Origin of the sequence: Bradyrhizobium genosp. A (genome assembly GCF_049949275.1) — a bacterium.
Classification (GTDB): domain Bacteria; phylum Pseudomonadota; class Alphaproteobacteria; order Rhizobiales; family Xanthobacteraceae; genus Bradyrhizobium.
In genome coordinates this window covers 4,401,172-4,423,765 of the sequence record NZ_CP188196.1, presented here as the reverse complement: position 1 = coordinate 4,423,765, position 22,594 = coordinate 4,401,172, and the positions used below count along the sequence as shown (strand labels likewise).

Genomic DNA, 22,594 nt, shown 5'->3' with positions numbered 1-22,594 from the left:
ATCGTTTCGGCTCGTCATGCCCGGCTTTATGCCAGGCATCCACGTCTTTTTTCGTGTCTGCGCGAGGACATCGGGCCATGCCAAATCGAGGGCTGACACAGCCAGTTCCAGTGGCTATATCACCCCGGCCCGGCACGTCCGGGCTTTCGGCGTTTGACTGGATCTGAGACATGACGGGAACGACACGATCGAGCAACGGGCTGGACGACCGCCGCAAGCGGCTTCTGTTCCGCTGCTGGCACCGCGGCACGCGCGAGATGGATCTGATCCTCGGCCGCTTCGCGGATGCCGAGATCGCCCATCTCTCCGAGCCTGAATTGATCGAGCTGGAGACCTTGCTCGAGGTCAACGATCCCGACCTCTACGCCGCCATCACCGGTGACAAGCTGCTGCCAGCTGATGTCACCGGTGCGTTGTTTGCCCGGATCAAGGCCTATCCGATCGCGGATCGCGACGTATGAAACCGGGAATGAAATCTCCGGCCGAGCTACTTGCGCCCGGCCGCGCGCTGACGCTTGCCAATGTCGCGGAAGGCGCCGAAGGCCTGGTCATCTCGGATCTGGCGCGCGCCATCGCGGCGCGGCCGAAGAAACCGGCGGTGAGCCTTGCCGTGGTCTGCCGCGACGGGGCGCGGATGCAGCAGCTCGAACGCGCGCTGCAGTTCTTCGCGCCCGATCTGCCGGTGCTGACCTTCCCGGCCTGGGATTGCCAGCCCTATGACCGTGTCTCGCCGCACGGCGGCATTTTGGCGCAACGCCTGACCACGCTGGCGCGCCTGGCCTCGCTCGCCGGCAGCGACAAGCCGCTGATCGTGCTGACCACCGTGAACGCGGTGGTTCAGCGCGTGCCCGCGCGTGAGCTCGTCGCGGCGCAGGCGCTGTCGGTTGCGCCGGGCAATGTCGTGCCGATGGACACCATCGTCGCCTGGCTCGAGCACAACGGCTACAATCGCTCCTCGACCGTGCGCGAGCCCGGAGAATACGCCGTGCGCGGCGGCATTCTCGACCTGTTTCCCGCCGGGCTCGAACAGCCGGTCCGGTTCGACTTCTTCGGCGACAGCCTGGAATCGATCCGCACCTTCGACGCCGAGACCCAGCGCACGCTGCTCGACATGCGCGCGCTCGACCTGGTGCCGATCTCGGAATTCCAGCTCGTCACCGACACCATCCGCCGCTTCCGCATGGGCTACGTCGCCGAGTTCGGCGCACCCGAGCGCGACGATGCGCTGTACGAGGCCGTCAGCGAAGGCCGCCGCCATCCCGGCATGGAGCACTGGCTGCCGCTGTTCCAGGACCGGATGGACACGCTGTTCGACTATCTGCAAGGGGCAGCCGTCGCGATCGAGCCGCAGGCCGAGGACGCCGTCCGCGAGCGCTTCAAGCAGATCCAGGACTATTACGAGGCCCGCCGCGATGCGATGGAGCATCCCGGCGGCGGCGCCATCTACAAGCCGCTGCCGCCTGATCGGCTTTATGTCACCGAAGAAGAATGGACCAGGCGCCTTGCCGACGTCCCGCTGGCACGGCTGACGCAGTTCTCCGTGCCGGCCGACGGCACCAGCGTCGTCGATGCCGGCGCCCGCAAGGGCCGCGACTTCGCGCCCGAGCGCAACGACACCACCGTCAACGTGTTCGAATCCGTCGTCAGCCACGTCATGGCGCTGCATGCGAGCCGCAAGAAGGTCGTGATCGCGTTGTGGAGCGAAGGCTCGCGCGACCGCATGACCTCGATGCTGCGCGACCACAAGCTGACCCACACCACGAGCGTCAATAGCTGGCGGACGGTGCAGGCGACCCCGCGCAACGAGACCATGCTCGCCGTGCTTGGCCTGGAGAGCGGTTTCGAGACCGACGAGATCGCGCTGATCAGCGAGCAGGACATTCTGGGCGACCGCCTGGTGCGGCCGCGCAAGGCGAGCCGCAAGCTCGACAATTTCATCTCGGAGGTGACGAGTCTCACCGCCGGCGACATCGTCGTTCACGTCGATCACGGCATCGGCCGCTTTGTCGGCCTGCAGACGCTGGACGTCGCCGGCGCGCCGCATGACTGTCTCGAGCTGCATTATGCGGCCGAAACAAAGCTGTTTCTGCCGGTCGAAAACATCGAGCTGTTGTCGCGCTACGGCTCCGACCAGACCACCGTCGAGCTCGACCGCCTCGGTGGCGGCGGCTGGCAAACCCGCAAGGCAAAGCTCAAGAACCGCATCCGCGAGATCGCGGGCGAGCTGATCAAGATCGCCGCCGCGCGCCATCTGCACGAGGCACCCAAGCTGATGGTGCAGCCGGGCGTCTACGACGAATTCTGTGCGCGCTTCCCCTATGACGAGACCGAGGACCAGCTCGGCGCCATCGAATCCACCCTGAAGGATCTCGAACTCGGCCGTCCGATGGATCGGCTGATCTGCGGCGACGTCGGCTTTGGCAAGACGGAAGTGGCGCTGCGCGCGGCCTTCGCCGTCGCGCTCGACGGCAGGCAGGTCGCGGTCGTGGTGCCGACCACGCTGCTGGCGCGCCAGCACTGCAGGACCTTCACCGAGCGCTTCAAGGGCTTTCCGGTGAACGTGGCGCAGGCCTCGCGCCTGGTCCCGACCAAGCAGCTCAACGAGGTCAAGAAGGGCATCGCCGACGGCTCGGTCGACATCGTCGTCGGCACCCACGCGCTGCTCGGCAAGGCCATCAAATTCCGCGACCTCGGCCTCGTCATCGTCGACGAGGAGCAGCATTTCGGCGTCACGCACAAGGAACGGCTGAAGGCACTTCGCGCCGAGGTGCACGTGCTGACGCTGTCGGCGACGCCGATCCCGCGTACGCTGCAATTGGCGCTGACCGGCGTCCGCGAGCTCTCGATCATTGCCTCGCCCCCGGTCGATCGCCTCGCGGTTCGCACCTTCGTCGCCCCGCATGATCCCTTGATGATCCGCGAGGCGCTGCTGCGCGAGCGCTATCGCGGCGGCCAGGCGTTCTATGTGGTGCCGCGCATCGATGACCTCGCCGAGGTCAAGGACTTCCTCGACAAGAACGTGCCGGAGATGAAGGTTGCGGTCGCGCACGGGCAGATGCCACCCGCCGTGATCGAGGACATCATGACCGCGTTCTACGACGGCAAGTTCGACATCCTGCTGTCGACCACCATCGTGGAATCCGGCCTCGACATCCCCAACGCCAACACGCTGATCGTGCACCGCGCCGACATGTTCGGCCTCGCCCAGCTCTACCAGCTCCGCGGCCGCGTCGGCCGCTCCAAGCTGCGGGCCTACGCGCTGTTCACGCTGCCGGCGCAGCAGAAGATCACGGCACAGGCCGAGCGCCGGCTCACCGTGCTGCAATCGCTGGAGACGCTGGGCGCCGGCTTCCAGCTCGCCTCGCACGACCTCGACATTCGCGGCGCCGGCAATCTGCTCGGCGAAGAGCAGTCCGGCCACATCAAGGAGGTCGGCTTCGAGCTCTACCAGTCGATGCTGGAGGAGGCGATCGTCAACCTCAAGGCCGGTGTCTCCGAGCCCGCCGCCGACCGCTGGTCGCCGACGATCACCATCGGCATGCCCGTGCTGATTCCGGAGGATTATGTCGGCGATCTCTCGGTGCGGCTGTCGCTCTACCGGCGCCTGGCCGATCTCGACAGCGAGGAGGAGATCGAGAACTTTGGCGCCGAGATGCGCGACCGCTTCGGCGTGCTGCCGGACGAGGTGCGCTACCTCTTCAAGGTCGCCGCGATCAAGGCGTTCTGCCGCCAAGCCAATGTCGGGAAAATCGATGCCGGCCCGAAGGGCGCCGTCATCACCTTCCGCGACAATTCCTTCGCTCATCCCGACCGCCTGGTGACGTTCATCCGCAGCCACGGCCAGGCCGCCAAGGTGCGCCCAGACATGAAGGTGGTGTTCCTGCAGGATTGGGAGACGCCGGAAGAGCGCCTCGTCGGCACGACGGAGATCATGCGGCAGCTGGCGCAGCTCGCGACGAGCAAGAAAGCGGCGTGAGCCGAGGTGCCGTAGGGTGGGCAAAGGCGCCCTTGCGCCGTGCCCACCATTTTTCATCGATGACGGATGTGGTGGGCACGCTTCGCTTTGCCCACCCTACGGCTGCGGGGTTGTAACTACGACGCCGCCCGCGACGCGTCGGCCGAGAGCCGCCCGAGCAGCGACCTTGCCGTATCCGACGGCGACAGCGAATCCACGCTGACCACGGGATCGCTGCGCATCTCGTGCTTGCCATTGGACGTGTGCTTCATCACCGCCGAGAGGCGGCGGGCGATCATATGCGCCGTGCGGAAGTCGGTCTCTGCGAACACCACGATCACCGAGCCGTCCTTCTGCGCGGCGCCAAAGTCCATCTGCCGCATCAGGCGGCTGAGGATGCGCGCGGCATCGAGTTGTGCGCGGGGATTGCCGGGATCGAAGGCAAAGCGCGCCACCGACAGGCCGCCGCCGCGGGCGAGCGTTTGCTCGACCGCCTTGGCGAAATCGCGGGCGAAGGCTTCGACCGTGAGCAGGCCGCTGCGCGGATCGAGCAGGCCCCCGGCATCGATTGAGCGCAGCGTGCGGCTTAATTGCGCTTCCATCGCGTGCTGGCGGATCAAGGGCAGTGCGTTGGCTGCGACCTTGGCGGGCTCGCCTGTGATCAGCTCGAGATTGGGCAGGTCGTAACTCTGGGTGAGCTGGTGCGCGGTGACGACCACGGGCAGCTTGCGGAAGCGCGTGTCCTCCGCGAGCACCGTGAGGAAGGCATCGGTGACGCGCGGGGTGAAACCGTCCGAGAGCACGACGCCGTCGATGTCGCGGGTGTTGAGATGTTTTGCGGCGGCCTCGATCGAGAGCGCGCCGACGACGCCGGTGCGCTCGCCGAGCGCGACCGAGAGGGCAGGGTAAGCCGCGCCGCGGCCGATCAAAAGCACGATGGCATCGCGCACCGGATCGGTCTCCGGCAGCGCGACCTTCACCTCCGGCAGCCGGCGCAGCACGGTGGCATGCAGCGTGCGGATGCGGATCGCGGCGCGCAAGCGTGCGATCAGGCGTTCGGCGGCGTCACCGCGCGTGGCGAAGGGCAGGGCGTTGTGGGGCAGCGGGCCTTGCGCATCCAGCGCGACCAGCGGGAGATAAAGCGGCTGATCGGCGATCGTCTTGGCGAGCAAAGCCATATACGGCTCGTGCCTGCCGGACATCGCCGCAAGCACTGCGGCGGGCTGCACCTCGCTGACGGCCCGCGCGGCGCTCGCCCAATCGCTGTCGACGACCGGAAAGAGACGGGCCTCGTCCAGCGCTGCAATGAAGGCGGGGCGCTCGGCATTGGACACAAACAGGATCGGGCCCGCCTGGGACATTCGGAAACTCTGGTCACGCAATCGATGCTGCGCAATCTAGTCCCGCCGCCTTAATGCAGCGTCAATGTTCCAGGCGAAACTGCGCTCAAACCGGCCCGGAGCGGTCGCGAAAAGCCTCGACCATCAGGGGGTTAAGCCCGAGCTCGCTGAGCGCCTCGCGGGCGCGAGTATTGTCCTGGGCCCGGCCCGCCAGCCGGTGGCCCGAGAGGCGGTCGGGCAGGGCCGTCAGCAGCGCGCCCTGGCCGAGCCGGCGTGCCCATTCCTGGAGGTCGTTGGAGAGGAAGCGATAGCCGCCGACCGCCATGATGCCGGAGGGCGGCGCGGTGACGCAGATCGCGCCGCTGGCGCGGTCGATCCGCGCAGCATAGCCGGTGTCGACATAGTCGCGCGGCGGCTGCGCCGTCAGCGTCTCGCCGACCGGCCGCGGCGGCGCGTAGGCCGCAATCGGCACCATCGGGCCGCGCAGGCCGAGCGTGCCCTTCGGGGTCAGCAGGATATCGCCGGCGATCGAGGAGCCGGATCGCTCGCGCGGGGCGCCATGCGGTCCTGGCATCACCGCCACCGGCACGCCGTCCTCGTCGCGCCGGGCGCCGAACAGCCCGGCCTCGCCGAACAGATAGACGTCCGTGAGCGGCGCATGCGGCGAGATCCAGGCTTCGCTGGCCGCTACCTGCTCCGGCGCGCGCCAGAGCCCGATGACGTTGCGCAAGGTCGGCATCCGCGCCGCGAGACCGGAATCGCCAAGCCGCAGCGCGAGCTGGGTCGGCGCGATCAGCACGTCGCATGCGTGCTCGTTGATCTGCTGCTCCAGCACCTCGCTCTCGAACGGATGATGCAGCGCCAGCGTGCCGCCGCAAAGCAGCCACACCGCGAGCGAGGATGCGAGGCCCGCAAACGACATCGGCATGAACGCCGACATCACGGTCGCGCCCTGCTGGATGTCGGCTTCCAGCGACATCGCAAGCCCGCCCGCGATCAGGCTGAAATGCGGCCGCGGCACCGGGCGAAAGCCCTCCGCCGTGACATCGAAGGAGATCATCGCCGCCTTGCGGCCGTCCTGAATCACCGCGCGCGTGGTGCCGGGCGGGCGCGCGAGCACCTCGTCGAGCGAGGCCATGCCCTCGGGCAAATCAGCACCGAAGCCGAACACGTGGCGGATCGAGAAAGCTTCCGCGGCTGCGTGCATCGCAAGGTCGGCATAGCTGACGCCATCGACCTTGCTCATGGTGACGATGGCGCGCGCCGCGGTGCGGTTGAGTGCGGCCGCCAGCTCTGCCTGCCGCCACAGCAGCGGCAGCACCGCGACCACGAGGCCGGCGCGATGGGCCGCGAGCACCGTCAGCACGAACTCGACCGTCGCCGGCAGCTGGATCGCGATCACCGAATTGGCCGGCAGACCCGATTCGACGAAATGCGCCGACAGCGCGTCGATGGCCGTGTCGGCCTCGGCGTAGGTCAGCCGCCGTGGCTGGTGGCCGGTGATGCGGGATTTGTTGAGGGGATCGAGCAGGGCTGGCGCGTGCGGCTGCCGCATCAGCGTCCGCTGGAACAGCGTGTCGAGCGTCGGCGATACGGCTGGCTGGTTCACGGCGTCACTTCGCTGGACTGGCTTGAGGCTCACCCTTCGCCCACCAGGTCTCCGGCAGATAGCCTGACAGCGCGGTGGTCGATGGTCGTTCTATCCGATTCCAGCGCGCGATCCATTGCTCGGATACGTTAAACAGGGGGATTGTGTAGAAGCCCGCCATCAAAGCGCGGTCGAGTGCCCGTACCGCCGCGACAAAATCCGTATGATCACGGGCCTCCAGCAGCGCCTTGATCATGGCATCGACCGCGAGATCCCTGGCGCCCATGTAGTTGCGGGTGCCCGGATTGTCGGCGGCCGCGCTGCCCCAATAGAAATATTGCTCGTTGCCGGGCGACAGCGACTGGTCCCAGCGGTTCTGGATCATGTCGAACTCATAGGCCAGCCGGCGCTGGTCGAACTGCACGGGATCGACCGAACGCACGCTCGGCGCGATGCCGGCGCGCTTGAGGTCGCGCTGGAAGGCGAGCGCGATGCGCTCCTGGTCGCGGGTCGTCACCAGCATCTCAAACGTGAAGGGTGCCTTGGTGGCGCGGTTGCGCAGCACGGTGCCGTCGAGATCGTAACCGGCGTCGGACAGGAGCTTGAGCGCTGCGCGCAGCGTCGTCCGGTCGCGCCCCGAGCCGTCAGTGACGGGAAGCCGGTAGCTGCCATCCATGATATCAGGTGGGATCTGCGCGGCAAAAGGCTTCAGCAGCTCGCGCTCGCGCGTATCCGCAGGGCGGGCATAGGCCGACAGGTCGGAGCCTGCAAAGTAGCCGGCGACGCGCGAATAGAGCGAGAAGAAATAGTTGCGGTTGACCAGCTCGAAATCGAACAGCAGCGTCAGCGCCTGGCGCACGCGGATATCGGCAAAGATCGGCCGGCGGGTGTTGAACACCAGGAATTCCGAGGTCTGCGGCACGCCGGGCTTGATGGTGTCGCGGATCACGTCGCCGTTTCTGGCGGCCGGAAAATCATAGCCGTCGTGCCAGCGCAACGGCTCGTTCTCGACGCGGAAATCATAGAGGCCGCGCTTGAAGGCTTCGAACTGGCCATTGGCTTCGCGAAAATAGTCGAGCCGGACCTCATCGAAATTGAAGAGGCCGCGATTGACGGGTAAGTCGCGGCCCCAATAATCGGGGTTGCGCGTCAAGGTCACGCTGGCGCCCGGCTTCACCGCCGTGACGCGGTACGGGCCCGAGGCGATCGGCCCGGTCAGCGTCGTCTCCTCGAAGGTCGCGACATCGACGGCGTGCTTCGGCAGGATCGGCATCAGGCCGAGAATCAGCGGCAGCTCGCGGTCGTTGGCGCCCGAGAGGTCGAAGCGGACGGTGAGGGGATCGGGCGCCTCCGCCTTGGCGACCTTGGCGTAATATTGCCGGAGGTTGGGGCGGCCGCGGTCGCGCAACAGCTGCCAGGAGAACAGCACGTCCTCGGCAAGCACCGGCTTGCCGTCGGAGAAGCGCGCGCGGGGATCGAGACGGAACGTGACGTAGTTTCGCTCATCGTCGGTCTCGACGGATTTGGCGAGCAGGCCGTAGAGCGCGAACGGCTCGTTCTGGCCGCGCGCCAGCAGGCTCTCGACCACGTAGTTGCGGATCGGCTGCACGGCCAATCCCTTGACGATGAACGGATTGAGGCTGTCGAAGGTGCCGAGGATGCCCCAGGTCAGCCGGCCGCCCTTGGGGGCATCAGGTTTGGCGTAGGGCATGTGGGTGAAATCGGCCGGTAGCGCCGGCTTGCCGTGCATGGCGATCGCGTGGGCCTCCTCGGCCCGCGCACCGATGACCGATAGCCCCAGTGTGAGGACCAAGATCGTGAGGACAACGGCGAGACTGCAATGGCGGACACCGGGGCCCTCGAGCAGGCGCTGGAACATGAACATTCGGACACGTTGATTCGAGGGTCGGCGTGCCTGAATCCTATCACAGGGATTTCACTGAGCGCCCGCCTGGATACGGCCAAAGACGCTTGTCGGCATTGATCTTTCCGTCGACCACGCTAAGAAGGCACCCGATCGCGCAAGAGCGCCGAGCCCGTCACTTATCTGCCTCAATTGACGGGGAGAGAGCCGCGCCCAAGGCGGCTTGGTTCGGCGCTTCGGAGCGGTTCGGGTGCTTCCCGTTCAGAAAGGGTTTTCTGCAATGAATTTCCGTTATTTGGCCGCGTCCGTCCGGCCGCGCGGGCGACTTCTCGCCCTGTTGACGGCGACGGCATTGGTCGTCCCGTTTGCCGCTGAGGCCCAGGCGCCGGCGCCGGGCGCGCCCGCGCCGAAGGCGGCCCCGAAGGCCGCTCCCAAGGCTGCCCCCAAGGCGTCGGCTCCGGCCCCCGCGCCGGCTCCCCAGGCGCAGCAGCCCCCGGCCCAGCAAGGCGCTCCGGCAGCGCAGGGCGGCCAGCCCGCGGACCAGCAGATCCAGCTGATCTATGCCCCCTGGACCAAGTTCTGCCTCAAGGGCCAGGACGCCAACGCCAAGCAGGTCTGCTTCACCGGCAAGGACGGCCGCATCGAATCGGGCCAGCCTGTCATCGCGGCCGTGATCATCGAGCCGGAAGGCGAGCCCAAGAAGATCCTGCGTGTGACGCTGCCGCTCGGCATGCAACTCGTGCACGGCACCCGCGTCATCGTCGACAACAACCCGCCGCTGCAGAGCCCGTATGTGATCTGCTTCCAGAACGGCTGTATGTCGGACTACGAGGCGACGCCCGAGCTCCTCGCCAACATGAAGAAGGGCCAGAACCTCGTGGTGCAGGCGATCAACGCCAACGGTGCGCCGCTGACCCTGCCGCTGCCGCTCGCGGGCGAATTCCAGAAGGCCTATGACGGTCCGCCGACCGATCCGAAGGTGTTCGAGGAAACCCAGAAGAAGCTCCAGGAAGAGCTTCAGAAGAAAGCTGACGAGCAGCGCAAGAAGCTCGAGCAGCAGGGTGGCGCGCCCGGCGCCCCCCCGACTGCTCAGAAGTAATCGGGCCCAGATTCCGGACATGAAAAAGGCGCTCGGTTCGAGCGCCTTTTTTGCTGACGGCTTGTTGGCGAGCTTCAGAGCGTTTTCGAGCGAAGTGGATACCGGTTCGCATCAAGAAAACGCGTCAAAACAAGAATCTAGTTCAGCGACGGATTGCGCGGGCGGTAGCCGCCATCCTTGTTCTTGATGAAGATCTCGGCGACCTGGGAATGGCGGATCGGCTCGCCGGATTCGTCGGGCAGGAGGTTCTGCTCGGAGACATAGGCGACGTACTCGGACTCCGCGTTCTCCGCGAGCAGGTGGTAGAACGGCTGGTCCTTATGCGGCCGCACTTCCTCGGGGATCGACAGCCACCACTCCTCGGTGTTGTTGAATTCCGGATCGATGTCGAAAATCACCCCCCGGAACGAGAAGATCCGGTGGCGAACGACCTGTCCGATCTGGAATTTGGCGGTCCGCGTTTTAATCATTCCCCGTCGATAGACCAGGATTGTGGCCGATGCTAGTGCCCTGATCCGGAATTAACCCGCGGTTGCGGAGCAGATAGCCCCCAGGTCTTCAGAAGCCACTTCATCAATGGTCGATATCCTCAATCTGGCACTACCTTATTTCGGTCTAATCTTCGTCGGTTTCGCCTGTGGCAAGGCCAAGTCGCTGCCGGAATCGGGCCTCGCCTGGATGAACTTCTTCCTGCTCTACGTATCGCTGCCGGCACTGCTGTTTGCGATCATGTCGAAGACGCCGTTTTCCGAATTGAACAACCCACCGTTCCTGGTCGCGACCACGCTGTCGACCATCGCCGCGTTCACGCTGGCGCTGATCATCGGCAAGATGCTCGGCGGCCTGACACTGCGTGAGGCGACACTCGCGGGCCTGTCCGGCGGCTACGGCAATATCGGCTACATGGGGCCGGGACTGGCACTCGCCGTGCTCGGGCCGAAGGCGTCGGCGCCGACCGCGCTGATCTTCTGCTGCGACAGCATCTTCCTGTTCACGATCGTGCCGCTCCTGATCGAGCTGTCCGACCGCGACCATCCCTCGATCGTGCATGCCTTCGGCGTCGTGCTGAAGCAGATCGTGCTCAACCCGCTGATCATGTCGGCCTGCTTTGGCGCAGCCGTCGCCGCACTCCATATCGAGCTGCCGGTGGCGCTCGACCGCACCATCACCTTCCTCCAGAACGCTGCCGCGCCGACCGCTTTGTTCGTGCTCGGGGTGACGGTGGCGCTGCGCCCGTTCGACCGCGTCCCCTGGGAAGTGCCGGGCGTGATCGCGGTAAAGCTTCTGATCCATCCGCTCGCGGCGTTCGGCCTGATGCTGGCGTTCGGTCCGTTCGCGCAGCCCTGGGCCGCGACCGCCATCCTGATGGCCTCGTTGCCGCCGGCGCTGAATGTGTTCGTGATCGCCCGCCAGAACGACGCCTGGATCGAATCCGCCTCCGTCGCCGTACTGCTCGGCACGTTCGCGTCCGTGGTCACGCTGACCAGCGTGATGTGGTTGCTCCAGACCGGCCGGCTGGTGTTTCCGTAATTAGTGACTGGCGCGACTAGACGTTCACCTCTCCCCGACGGGGAGAGGTCGGATTGCGAAGCAATCCGGGTGAGGGGGGTTTGGTATTGGGTAACACCGTAAGCCCTCACCCGGATCGCATCTTCGATACGATCCGACCTCTCCCTACGGGAGAGGTGTTCGAGCGCTCCGGCTGACCTTTAGCTCGCGGCTACTTTCGCCACGTCGGCGTCAGCCCCTCGCGCATGGCGAAACGCCTGAGCGGGCCGATGGCGCCGAGCAGGTGCAGGCCGACGGCGCGGACCGGCTGGAGCGGCAGGAAGTCGTTGAGCAGCGAACGGTTGGCAATGTCGATCGCAAAGGTTCGGCTCAAAATGTCCGGACGCCGCGCCCGGTCGTAGCGCTTGAGCACGTCGGCTGCGCCGGGATCCTGGCCCGATGCGATGGCCTCGCCAGCTAGCCGGGCAATATCGGCAGCATCCCGTAGACCAAGATTGAGGCCCTGGGCACCGATAGGGGGAACCACATGGGCGGCTTCGCCGACCAGCGCGATGCGATCGCGGCCGAAGGATTTTGGCCGTTCGATCGCCAGTGGAAACAGGTTGCGGCCGGGCTCGACCGTCATCCGGCCAAGGATGGAGTGAGACTGCTTCTCGATCGCGGCGGAGAGGTCTTCGTCGCTTAAGGCGCGAAGCCGTTCAGCTTCCGCGGGCGCGGAGACCCAGACGATGCTGGAGCGGTTGCCGGGCAGCGGCACGAACACGCAGGGTCCGTGCGGCGTGTGGAACTCGGTCGAAATGTTGCGGTGCGGGCGGGCATGGCTGACGTTGAAGGTCAACGCCGTCTGCGCCAGGTCGCGCCGCGTCACCGCAATGCCGGCGGCCTCCCGGCACAGCGAGTGGCGGCCGTCGGCGCCGACCACCAGCCGCGCGGTCAAAAATTGTCCGGAAGCCGTGCGGATCGCGACATCGTCGGCTTCGATGACGACGTTCTCAGCTTCGTCGTCGAAACGGACGAGGTTGGGCAGCTCGGCCGCGCGCGCCTCGAGCGCCAGCATCAGCGAGCGGTTGTCGATGTTGTAACCGAACGCGTCGAGGGCGATCTCACGACAGGAGAACCGGACCTCCGGCGCACGGAACAGCCGCCCGGTGTCGTCGACGAGGCGCATGACCTCGAGCGCTGCCGCCTTGTCCCTGCAGCGCGGCCAGACGTCGAGGTTTTCCAGGAGATCGACGGAGGCGCCCAACAGCGCGGTGGTACGATTGTCGGCATAAGGCAGGCGCCGCGCCACCAGCGCGGTCCGCGCGCCGGCCTGTGCCAGTGCAATTCCTGCCGCGAGGCCTGCCGGTCCGCCGCCGATAACGGCTGCGTCAAAGAGTGCCGATCCGTCTGTCATAGAACGACACATGACACGCTCAGCGACAAATTCAAGCCACCTATTTTGCCTGATTTTATGACGAATTGCGCGGCGCAATGCCGCGACGCCGGATGTGCAAATCGCCCCCATTCTGGTAGCAGAAGCCATGAATACCCAGATGGACACCCAGCAGGATTCCCTGAAACCGAGACCAGCGATCCGAGCCGCCGCGTTCTCGGTGCACATCTTCACCGCCTTCGGCGCGGCGATCGCGCTATTGGCGATGCTGGAGGCGGTGCGCGAGCACTGGGCGGCGATGTTCGGTTGGCTGGGCGTCGCCCTGGTCATCGACGCGATCGACGGGCCGATCGCGCGCCGGCTCGACGTCAAGAACGTGCAGCCGAACTGGTCGGGCGACGTGCTCGATCTCGTCGTCGACTTCGTCACCTATGTCTTCGTGCCGGCCTATGCGATCGTGGCGAGCGGCCTGTTGCTGCCGGTGGCGGCTCCCTTGCTCGGCATCGCCATCATCGTCACCAGCGCGTTATACTTCGCCGATCTGCGCATGAAGGCGGATGACAATCATTTCCGCGGCTTTCCGGCGCTGTGGAATGCGGCGGCGTTCTATTTGTTCCTGCTGCATTGGCCGCCGCTGTCGTCGACGCTGCTGGTCGCGGCTCTGGTGGTGCTGACCTTCGTGCCGTTCCACGTGCTGCACCCGGTCCGCGTCGTGCGGCTGCGCTGGCTGACGATGTCGCTGATCGCGCTGTGGGCGCTGCTCGGGTTCTACGCGCTGGAGATGGATTTTCGCGTCAGCACCGGCGTGACGATTGCGCTCTGCGCGATCGCGCTCTGGATCGTCTTCAGCGACGCATTGATCCGGCTGGCAAGATCCATCGCATGATGCATTTGTTGACCAGCCCCGAGGCCTGGGCCGCGCTGCTCACCTTGACCTCGCTCGAGATCGTGCTCGGCATCGACAACGTCATCTTCCTGTCGGTGATCGTCTCGCGCATCCCCGAGAAGCAGGCGCTTCGCGCCCGCCAGATCGGGCTGGCGCTGGCGCTGGTCTTCCGCATCATCCTGCTCAGCGTGCTGGTCTGGCTGATCGGCCTGACCGCGCCGGTGTTCTCGTTTGCGGGCTATGACTTCTCCTGGCGTGACCTGATCCTGATCAGCGGCGGCCTGTTCCTGATCGCGAAGGCGACGCATGAGATCCATGCCGAGGTCGACGCCGACGACGGGGAGGGCGAGGGCAAGTCCGCTCGCAGCGCCTTCTTCTGGGTGATCGCCCAGATCGTCGTGATCGACATCGTGTTCTCGCTGGACTCGATCATCACCGCGATCGGCATGGCGCAGGACATCGAGATCATGATCGCCGCCGTCGTGATCGCCTGCCTGATCATGTACATGTCGTCTGGGCCGGTGGCGCGATTCGTCGCCGAACATCCGACCACCAAAATGCTGGCGCTGGCATTTCTGGTGCTGATCGGCGTCGCCCTCGTTGCGGACGGATTCAAATTCCACATTCCGCGCGGCTATATCTATTTCGCAATTGCGTTCTCGGCGGCGGTGGAATTCTTCAACGTGCTGGCGAAGCGCAACCGCAAGAAGGCTCGCAAGCCGTCCGTCTAGCCGCTCCAATTTGGGTCGAGTTGACAAGGCGGGCGCTATGTCTTTCGCTGGCCCAGGAGAAGAGGAGGTCAGGTGATGACCAAAGCCATTCGTGTGCACAAGGTCGGAGGTCCCGAAGCGCTGGTCTATGAGAGCGTCGAGGTCCCGGCGCCTGCTACCGGCGAGGTGCGCATCCGCCAGCATGCGGTCGGCCTGAACTTCATCGACGTCTATTACCGCACCGGCCTCTACAAGGCGCCGGGCCTGCCCTTCATTGCCGGCAACGAAGCCTCGGGCGAGGTCGTTGCCGTCGGGCCGGGCGTGACCAATTTCCATCCCGGCGACCGCGTCGCCTACTACCACAATCTCGGCGCCTACACGAGCGAGCGCAACATCCCCTGGGAGAAGCTGGTCAAGCTGCCCGACCACATCACCCACGAGCAGGGCGCGGTGCTGATGCTCAAGGGGCTGACGGTGTGGTACCTGCTGCACAAGACCTTCAAGGTCGAGCCGCATCATCGCGTGCTGATTCATGCCGCCGCCGGCGGCATCGGCCTGCTCGCCTGCCAATGGGCGAGGGCGCTGGGGGCCCACGTCATCGGCACCGTCGGTTCGCGCGAGAAGGCCGAGCTTGCCGAGGCCAATGGCTGCGATCACGTCATCCTCTACAACGAGGAAGACTTCGTCGCGCGCGTGAAGCAGATCAGCCGCAACGAGGGCTGTGACGTCGTCTATGACGGCGTCGGCAAGGCGACCTTCCCTGGCTCGCTGTCCTGCCTGAAGCCGCGCGGCATGTTCGTCTCGTTCGGCAATGCCTCAGGTCCCGTGCCGCCGTTCTCGATCGCCGAGCTGAACAATCACGGCTCGCTGTTTGCGACGCGGCCGAAGCTCAACGACTACGTCGGCACGCGCAAGGAACTGCTGGAAGGCGCCGACACGCTGTTTTCCGCCGTCATCAACGGCAAGCTGCACGTGCCGATCAACCACGCCTACGCGCTCAAGGACGCTGCCAAGGCGCACATTGATCTCGAAAGCCGCAACACCACCGGCGCATCGATTTTGAAGCCGTAGGTCGCCGGTTGAGACAGCTTTCGTAGGGTGGGCAAAGACGCGAAAGCGTCGTGCCCACCTTTCTTTTGGTTTCGTAGTGATCGATGGTGGGCACGCTTCGCTTTGCCCACCCTACGGCAGTTACGCCACCCGTCTTGCCGCGCCGGCCTTGGTCAAGATCCCGTCGAGACAATCGATCATCTCGGCGATCTCTCCCTTTGTGACGTTCAGCGCCGGCATGAAGCGCAGCGTGTCGAGCTGCGGTGCGTTGAGGAGCACGCCGGCCTCGAACGCCTGCGCGACGATGCCGGGCGCGATTGGCAGCTTGAGGTCGAGCGCGAGCAGCAGCCCGCGTCCGCGCACGCCGCCGAGGCCGTGCCGCGCCGACACTTTTTGCAGCTCGCTTTCGAGCAGCAGGCCGGTCTCGGTGACCGACTTCAGGAAGGCGGGCGTGCCGACCTCATTCAGTACCGCAAGGCCGGCCGCGCACATCAGCGGGTTGCCGTTGAACGTGCCGCCCTGGTCGCCGTGCTCGAAGCAGGAGGCGCGTTCGGTCGCAAGCAGCGCTGCGAGCGGCACGCCGCCACCGATGCCCTTGCCGAGCGTCATGATGTCGGGCGCAATCCCGGTGTGCTGGTAATGGAAGAGCTTTCCGGTCCGGCCCATGCCGGTCTGGATCTCGTCGAAAATGAGCAGCAGGCCGTGTGCCTGGGTGAGCGCGCGCAGCTCCCGCAAGAACGGATCGGTCGTCGGCCACACACCGGACTCGCCCTGGATCGGCTCGAGCATCACCGCGACGGTGTTGCTGCAGATCAGCTTCTCGACCGAGGCGATGTCGTTGAGTTTTGCCTTCTTGAAGCCTGAAACCTTCGGCTCGAACAGCGGCTCGAACGCCTTCTTGCCCGAGGCCGACATCGTCGCCAGCGTCCTCCCGTGGAAGCCGCCTTCGAAGCTGATTATCTCGAACGCGCCGTTTCTGTGCAGGCTGCCATATTTGCGCGCGAGCTTGATCGCGCCCTCATTGGCCTCTGCACCCGAATTGGCGAAGAACACCTGGTCGAACGCGCTGTTGCCGACGAGCCCCTCGGCGAGCCTGAGGCTCGGCTCGTTGTAGAAGGCCGGGCTCGGCGTGAGCAACCGCTTGGCCTGAGAAGCCAGCGCATCCGCAACCGCCGGCGGAGAGTGGCCGAGGCAGTTCACCGCCCAGCCCTGCACGAAATCGAGATAGCGCTTGCGGCTGTCGTCCCAGAGGTACGAGCCGGCGCCACGGACGAACACGGACTTGGGCCGTGCGGTGATGTCCATCAGCGCATCATACGGATGGGTGGCGGTGGTCATGTCGAACTCCTCTTGGGGGCGGGGGCGAAAAAGGGACGCGAAATGCAAGAAGGCCGCACTTTGCGGGTGCGGCCTTCTCGAAAACTGTGCTGAATTTACTGGTTCAGCGGCGTCGTCGGACATGGCGCAACCCATCATCGTCGCGGGAGCGACGACGCATGGCCTGGCGCAGATGGGTCCGAGAATTGATCATGGGGCGCGGCAATACATGCGAACCGCGCGACTTGTCAAGCGGGCGTCTTGTAAAACACCCGCCGCGCGTGCATCGCATTTCATTTGATTGCCGCGCAGAAACCATCCTGCCTCTAGCGCGTTTGTGATCGAGGGACGCCGATTGGTTCCGAACCGGACACGCGACAGTTCAGACCAAGAGGGGCGGGACCAACCAGATTGTTTTGCCTTGTCCGAGCCTTATCCGATCGACCTCGACAGCATTCGCGGCGCGTTTCCGCCGGGCATCGAGGCGCCGCCTTTGCTGCTGGACTTTGCCGGCTGGCTGAACGGGCGCCCCTGGGGCAGCGTCGGCTGCTTCTCCCTGCAAGGTCAGTTCTCAGACCACGCTCCGATCTTCGACGGCAGTCCCTTACGCGACCGCTTCGCGCTGTTCATGCGCTTGCCGGACGGCTCGGCCGTCGGCGGCTGGTATGGTGCCGGTCTCGACCGCGATGATCCCCCGATCGTGGGATTGGGCTCGGAGGGCGATTACGAACTGCTCGCGCCGTCCCTCGACGCGCTGCTTGCAAAACTGACGTCGCAGCAATTCGACAACGCGTGGCACGATCTGCGGCCGCTCGACGAGGTCGAGCCCCAGACGGTCGAGCTTGCGCAATGGCTCGCCCGGCGCCCGACCGCCGAGCCGGTGCCGTGCGAGGACGGCGCATTCGAGCTGCCCGACTTCCGTGGCTTCGTCGAGAAGTGGAGCCGGGACCGCGAGGACTACTGGGCCAATCACCGGCTGATGGCCGAGCTCGGCTGGCGGCTCGCCGCACATCTGCCCAAGGGCAAGAACGCCTGGGACAAGACGCGCTTCGAGGTAGCGATCGCAGGCAAGCAATACGAGGCGCGCGTGCTGTCGCGCGGACCGCAGCCATTCGAGGAGGCCGCCTCGATCGAATCCCTGCTGCGCGACCTCCGCGAAGAGATGCGCTGCGCGCAGCCCGAACTCGGGCTCTGGTACGCGATGAATTTTGGGCTCTATGCCGATGGCCGGGTGATGCCGCAGTTCGACTACGACACACGCCCGATCATCGACGGCGAGCCGGCTGTGCTCGCTGAGGCAAAGGCCGATCTTGCTCGCGCACCGCGCCCCGAGCGGTGGGTGCCGAAATGGCTGGCTTGAATAAGGGTAAGACGAGGTTTGGCCGAGCGTCTCGGTGTCCACCTCTCCCCGACGGGGAGAGGTCGGATTGCGAAGCAATCCGGGTGAGGGGCTGCGATAGTCCACTGAAACCGTAAGCCCTCACCCGGACCGCATCTTCGATGCGATCCGACCTCTCCCTACGGGAGAGGTTGAACCGAGTACTCCAGCTGGCATTGTCAAAACCCCGCGACGCTTCCGTGCAGATCGTATTGATCCGCGCGCTCGATCTTTGCGGTGACGATCTCGCCGACACGCAACGGGCGGCGGCTGGAGAGATACACCGCGCCGTCGATCTCCGGCGCATCCGCCTTGGAGCGGCCCTTGGCGACGGTCGGGCCGACCTCATCGATGATGATCTGCTGGCGGGTGCCGACCTTGCGCTTCAGCCGGCGCGCCGAGATCTTCTGCTGCCGCGCCATCAGCGCGTTGTAGCGCTCCTGCTTGACCTCAGCGGGCACGGCACCTTCGAGCGCATTCGACGTGGCCCCCGCAACCGGCTCGTATTTGAAGCAGCCGAGGCGATCGATCTCGGCCTCGTCGAGCCAGTCGAGCAGATAGGCGAAGTCGGCATCGGTCTCACCGGGGAAGCCGACGATGAAGGTCGAGCGCAGCGCGAGATCGGGACATTCCTCGCGCCAGCGCTTGATCCGCGCCAGCGTCTTGTCCTGCGCGGCCGGGCGCTTCATCGCCTTCAGCACCTCGGGGCTCGCATGCTGGAACGGGATGTCGAGATAGGGCAGCACCTTGCCCTCGTTCATCAGCGCGATGACCTCATCGACATGCGGGTAGGGGTAGACATATTGCAGCCGGACCCAGGCGCCGAGCTCGCCGAGCTCGCGCGCGAGGTCGAGGAATTTGGCGCGGACCTGGCGATCCTTCCACGGGCTCTCGGCATATTTGAGATCGACGCCGTAAGCCGAGGTGTCCTGCGAGATGACCAGCAGCTCCTTGACGCCGGCATCGACCAGCCGCTCGGCCTCGCGCAGCACGTCATTGGCCGGACGCGAGACCAGGTCGCCGCGCAGTTTTGGGATGATGCAGAAGGTGCAGCGGTTGTTGCAGCCTTCGGAAATCTTCAAGTAAGCATAGTGGCGCGGCGTCAGCTTGATGCCCTGCGGCGGCACCAGGTCGAGATGCGGATTGTGCGCCGGCGGCAGCGCGCGATGCACGGCGTCGAGCACGCTCTCATATTGCTGCGGGCCGGTGATCGAGAGCACGCCGGGATAGGCTTCTTCGATCTGCTCGGGCTCGGCGCCCATGCAGCCGGTCACGATCACCTTGCCGTTCTCGGCCATGGCCTCGCCGATCGCCGAGAGCGATTCCTGCTTGGCGCTGTCGAGGAAGCCACACGTGTTGACGATGACGATGTCGGCCCCGTCATGCTTGCGGGCGAGCTCGTAGCCCTCGGCGCGCAGGCGCGTAATGATACGCTCGGAATCCACCAACGCCTTGGGACACCCGAGGCTGGTAAAAGAAATACGCGGCGCTCTTTCCATGGTATCGCCTGGAACCTGCATCTGAATTGTCGGGATTATGCGATCCAACTAATTGATCTGCTAACAAAATTCAACCGCTGGCGAGTGATTAAGTTTTGCTCGTTCGAGGCAACCCTCAAATCGAGCGAATGGAGGAGCTGAGATGAATCGCTCGAACGTTCACGTTTTAGTTGTTATTCTGTTTCTTGCTTGATTGCACGGAGCTTAACTTCGATGCGCCGTTTCATCTTCGGCATGGCTTTCGTTACCGTTTTCTATGGCGCGATGTTTCCGGCGCGAGCTGAAGTCGACAAGATCATCCATGTCTGCGATCGGCAAGAACGATTGTGTCCGGAATTCAGGCCACGCGTGAAGGCCCCCGATGGGTGGGCGAGGGACGAGGCCGCGAGTCTCAAGTACGGCGCCTCGATGTTTGTGCCCAACGGGAAGAAATTCGGTAACTCAGAAGCAATCATCTATGCTGAAGGCCGCTACAACAAGGATCGGACCGAATTGGTTCAATGGGTGGCTGCCAGCGATCGGGATTGGACGATGACATCCGGCAAGAATGCCAAGATAACCACGCTTCCCTCGGTCCACCCCAATGTCATTATCAACCGCTACGACAATCCGTCCCTGAAGGACCAGCCGATCGAAGTGATCGCGCATTACGCCGATCTCGACAAGGACGGCAATTCCTACGTCGTGCGGCTAGCGGTCTCCGGCCTCAACGAGACGGCGGTGCTGGCTGCCGTGCCACTTCTCGACGAGATGATCATTGGCGCGAAGGTTCCGTGAGCGCATAAGCCCGGATGTTCGCTCCGGGTAACGGCCGGTAAGGCGCCGATTGACCACATGAGTTCTGCTTCGCATCCGAAAGCCGACATCTGACCTTAACGAGTACAGGCGACACGAAGCTGACCTTGGGCGCAGCCGTCTGATCCATATCCAAATCTGCCTGATTGACGGGCTTGAGCTAGTCCCAATTGTCCATAATTACAACCCTTTGCATCACCCTCCGGCGTGCTATGGATGAATCTCCGGTGGTAGGTTGAGCATGAGCGCCGAACAGTCGCCCAAAATCGTGATTGTCGACGAGAGCCCGATCCGGGCCGCGATCCTCGAGGAGGGGTTGCGCGAGGCCGGCTTCACGCAGATCGTCCATATCCGCGAGATGCAGAGCCTGCTCGCCCGTATTTATGCGGTGGACCCCGACATCATCCTGATCGATCTGGAGAACCCCAGCCGCGACGTGCTGGAGGCGATGTTCCAGGTCAGCCGCGCCGTGAAGCGGCCGATCGCGATGTTCGTCGACCAGAGCGATTCATCCTCGATCCAGGCCTCCGTGGAGGCGGGGGTGTCCGCCTACATCGTCGACGGGTTGAAGAAGGAGCGCATCAAGCCGATCCTCGACCTCTGCGTGTCGCGTTTCAACGCCTTCGCAAAGCTCCAGGAGGAGCTGGAGCGGACCAAGTCGCAGCTCGAGGACCGCAAGATCATCGAGAAGGCCAAGGGCATCCTGATGAAGGTCAAGGGCCTCACCGAGGACGAGGCCTATGTGCTGCTGCGCTCCACCGCCATGCGCGAGAAGAAGAAAATCGGCGAGATCGCGCAGTCGATCATCACCGCCTCGGAGATGCTGAAATGACCGCGACCCTCCGCATCGGTTTCATTCCGCTGGTCGATGCAGCCGCCCTGATCGTCGCCGTCGACAAGGGGTTTGCCGCAGCCGAAGGGCTCGAGGTCGAGCTGGTGCGCGAGGTGTCCTGGTCCAACGTGCGCGACAAGCTGAACATCGGCCTGTTCGACGCCGCGCATCTGCTCGCGCCGGTGGCAATCGCGTCCTCGCTTGGACTCGGTCACGTCAAGGTGCAGATCGCGGCGCCCTTCAATCTCGGCATCAACGGCAATGCGATCACGGTGTCGCCAGCGCTCCATGCCGCGCTGATGGAGGAGATCGACGGCGACCGTTTCGATCCGCTCGCGACCGCAAAAGCGCTGGCGAGGGTCGTCGCCAAGCGGCGCAAGGCGGGCGCCGATCCGCTGACCTTCGGCATGACCTTCCCGTTCTCGACCCACAATTACCAGCTGCGGTTCTGGATGGCGGCCGCCGGCGTCGATCCCGACGAGGACGTGCGCCTCGTCGTGCTGCCGCCGCCTTACATGGTGGACAGCATCAAGAACGGCCACGTCGATGGGTTCTGTGTCGGTGCGCCCTGGAATTCGATCGCCGTCGATCTCGGCATCGGCCACATCCTGCATTTCGTTTCCGACATCCTGGCGCGCGCGGCAGAGAAGGTGCTGGCGGTGCGGCAAGTCTGGGCCGACAAGAATCCCGATGTGGTCGCGGCGCTGGTGCGCGCTGCGGCGAAGGGGGCCACGTTCATCGAGGATGCCGCAAACCTGACCGAGACGGCGCGGCTCCTGGCGCAGCCGGAGCGGATCGGCGTCGATGCCGAAGTCATTCAGAGAACCCTCACCGGACGGCTGAAGATCTCGCCCGATGGTACCTTCCGCGAGAGCGGCCGTTATCTCCTCGTCGGACGCGAAGGGGCAGGGCGGCCGGACCCGGTCCAGGCCGCCTGGCTCTACGCCCAGATGGTGCGATGGGGGCAGACGGCGCTGACATCGGATGGAGTCAAGACGGCCATGGCCGTGTTCAGGCCGGATCTCTATGACGCAGCTCTTGGCAACCGCGCGCCCGCCGAAGCTCCCGCTGCGTTCGGCGCATTCGCCGGGCCCGCCTTCGATCCCGACAACATTCGGGGGCACCTCGAGGCCTTCGAGGTTGGGCGCTGGAAGGACTGATTCGGACCTGCATCGTTTTTGAGCACTCGGGTTTCGCGTCTAAATTTTGGGCTGACTGCTCGAATTTCGTGAGATTTCCCCATCCGGATTGTCCGGGGTAACTTATAACTCTCTGAAATCGCAGCGATTTTCATTTCATCGAAGCTGGCACGTAACTTGTATGTTGCAGCGCGGCCAGCTTGTCACAGACGCCTGCTGAGCCACGTCCCACAGCAACGAAGCTGCTTGGACCGTTGG

Annotated in this window: 18 protein-coding genes; 11 read left to right on the top strand and 7 right to left on the bottom strand. The window is 64.9% G+C overall.

The window, feature by feature from the left end:
• Nucleotides 1-170 precede the first annotated feature (170 nt).
• Together ACP2YP_RS20440 and mfd are read left to right on the top strand one after the other, a co-directional pair.
• Nucleotides 171-461: a succinate dehydrogenase assembly factor 2 gene (locus ACP2YP_RS20440; protein WP_426418167.1), complete on the top strand. Its 291-nt coding sequence runs from the start codon at nt 171-173 to the stop codon at nt 459-461.
• Nucleotides 458-3,976 (top strand): transcription-repair coupling factor, encoded by a 3,519-nt coding sequence (mfd, locus tag ACP2YP_RS20435; RefSeq protein ID WP_426418166.1) that lies wholly within the window; start codon nt 458-460, stop codon nt 3,974-3,976. Before ACP2YP_RS20440 ends, mfd begins: the two co-directional genes overlap by 4 nt.
• 116 nt (nt 3,977-4,092) lie before the next feature.
• On the opposite strand, the gene ACP2YP_RS20430 is transcribed toward mfd, so the two are convergent.
• From ACP2YP_RS20430 to ACP2YP_RS20420, 3 genes are all read right to left on the bottom strand, one after another.
• Nucleotides 4,093-5,316: a GGDEF domain-containing protein gene (locus tag ACP2YP_RS20430; RefSeq protein WP_426418165.1), complete on the bottom strand. Its 1,224-nt coding sequence runs from the start codon at nt 5,314-5,316 to the stop codon at nt 4,093-4,095.
• Between the two features lie 85 nt (nt 5,317-5,401).
• Nucleotides 5,402-6,904, bottom strand: coding sequence for an AMP-binding protein (locus ACP2YP_RS20425; protein ID WP_426418164.1), 1,503 nt, complete (start codon nt 6,902-6,904; stop codon nt 5,402-5,404).
• Nucleotides 6,905-6,908: 4 nt separating this feature from the next.
• Complete coding sequence (locus ACP2YP_RS20420; protein WP_426418163.1) at nt 6,909-8,768, bottom strand: extracellular solute-binding protein; 1,860 nt, start codon at nt 8,766-8,768, stop codon at nt 6,909-6,911.
• Between the two features lie 259 nt (nt 8,769-9,027).
• Between ACP2YP_RS20420 and ACP2YP_RS20415 the strand changes: the two genes are divergently transcribed.
• The gene (locus ACP2YP_RS20415; RefSeq protein ID WP_426418162.1) at nt 9,028-9,846 is read left to right on the top strand and encodes an invasion associated locus B family protein; all 819 of its coding nucleotides are present in this window, start codon (nt 9,028-9,030) and stop codon (nt 9,844-9,846) included.
• 137 nt (nt 9,847-9,983) lie between these two features.
• Here ACP2YP_RS20415 and hspQ read toward each other — a convergent pair whose 3' ends face one another.
• Nucleotides 9,984-10,316, bottom strand: coding sequence for a heat shock protein HspQ (gene hspQ, locus ACP2YP_RS20410; RefSeq protein ID WP_200467771.1), 333 nt, complete (start codon nt 10,314-10,316; stop codon nt 9,984-9,986).
• A 106-nt stretch (nt 10,317-10,422) separates the two neighbouring features.
• Between hspQ and ACP2YP_RS20405 the strand changes: the two genes are divergently transcribed.
• Entirely contained in the window at nt 10,423-11,376 is a 954-nt protein-coding gene (locus ACP2YP_RS20405) for an AEC family transporter (protein WP_426418161.1), read from the top strand.
• Between the two features lie 190 nt (nt 11,377-11,566).
• On the opposite strand, the gene ACP2YP_RS20400 is transcribed toward ACP2YP_RS20405, so the two are convergent.
• Entirely contained in the window at nt 11,567-12,751 is a 1,185-nt protein-coding gene (locus ACP2YP_RS20400; RefSeq protein ID WP_426418160.1) for a UbiH/UbiF family hydroxylase, read from the bottom strand.
• Nucleotides 12,752-12,878: 127 nt separating this feature from the next.
• Between ACP2YP_RS20400 and pcsA the strand changes: the two genes are divergently transcribed.
• From pcsA to ACP2YP_RS20385, 3 genes are all read left to right on the top strand, one after another.
• The gene (gene pcsA, locus ACP2YP_RS20395) at nt 12,879-13,616 is read left to right on the top strand and encodes a phosphatidylcholine synthase (RefSeq protein ID WP_426418159.1); all 738 of its coding nucleotides are present in this window, start codon (nt 12,879-12,881) and stop codon (nt 13,614-13,616) included.
• Nucleotides 13,613-14,347, top strand: a complete 735-nt coding sequence (locus ACP2YP_RS20390; protein WP_426418158.1) for a TerC family protein — start codon at nt 13,613-13,615, stop codon at nt 14,345-14,347. Before pcsA ends, ACP2YP_RS20390 begins: the two co-directional genes overlap by 4 nt.
• 75 nt (nt 14,348-14,422) lie before the next feature.
• Complete coding sequence (locus ACP2YP_RS20385) at nt 14,423-15,397, top strand: quinone oxidoreductase family protein (RefSeq protein ID WP_426418157.1); 975 nt, start codon at nt 14,423-14,425, stop codon at nt 15,395-15,397.
• Between the two features lie 120 nt (nt 15,398-15,517).
• Here ACP2YP_RS20385 and ACP2YP_RS20380 read toward each other — a convergent pair whose 3' ends face one another.
• Nucleotides 15,518-16,714, bottom strand: coding sequence for an acetylornithine transaminase (locus tag ACP2YP_RS20380; RefSeq protein ID WP_426418156.1), 1,197 nt, complete (start codon nt 16,712-16,714; stop codon nt 15,518-15,520).
• A 400-nt stretch (nt 16,715-17,114) separates the two neighbouring features.
• On the opposite strand from ACP2YP_RS20380, the gene ACP2YP_RS20375 reads away from it, so the two are divergent.
• Nucleotides 17,115-18,053, top strand: a complete 939-nt coding sequence (locus tag ACP2YP_RS20375) for a hypothetical protein (RefSeq protein WP_426418155.1) — start codon at nt 17,115-17,117, stop codon at nt 18,051-18,053.
• 197 nt (nt 18,054-18,250) lie between these two features.
• On the opposite strand, the gene rimO is transcribed toward ACP2YP_RS20375, so the two are convergent.
• On the bottom strand, nt 18,251-19,570 hold the full coding sequence (gene rimO / locus ACP2YP_RS20370) for a 30S ribosomal protein S12 methylthiotransferase RimO (RefSeq protein WP_426418154.1): 1,320 nt from the start codon (nt 19,568-19,570) through the stop codon (nt 18,251-18,253).
• A gap of 213 nt (nt 19,571-19,783) precedes the next feature.
• Here rimO and ACP2YP_RS20365 point away from each other — a divergent pair, with 213 nt between their 5' ends.
• The 3 genes from ACP2YP_RS20365 (at nt 19,784) to ACP2YP_RS20355 (ending at nt 22,357) form a co-directional block, all read left to right on the top strand.
• Nucleotides 19,784-20,347 carry a hypothetical protein gene (locus ACP2YP_RS20365; protein WP_426418153.1) on the top strand — a complete coding sequence of 188 codons (564 nt, stop codon included), beginning with the start codon at nt 19,784-19,786 and terminating at the stop codon, nt 20,345-20,347.
• 259 nt (nt 20,348-20,606) lie between these two features.
• On the top strand, nt 20,607-21,197 hold the full coding sequence (locus ACP2YP_RS20360) for an ANTAR domain-containing response regulator (protein ID WP_027536156.1): 591 nt from the start codon (nt 20,607-20,609) through the stop codon (nt 21,195-21,197).
• Nucleotides 21,194-22,357, top strand: coding sequence for a CmpA/NrtA family ABC transporter substrate-binding protein (locus ACP2YP_RS20355; RefSeq protein ID WP_426418152.1), 1,164 nt, complete (start codon nt 21,194-21,196; stop codon nt 22,355-22,357). Before ACP2YP_RS20360 ends, ACP2YP_RS20355 begins: the two co-directional genes overlap by 4 nt.
• Nucleotides 22,358-22,594: the final 237 nt, after the last annotated feature.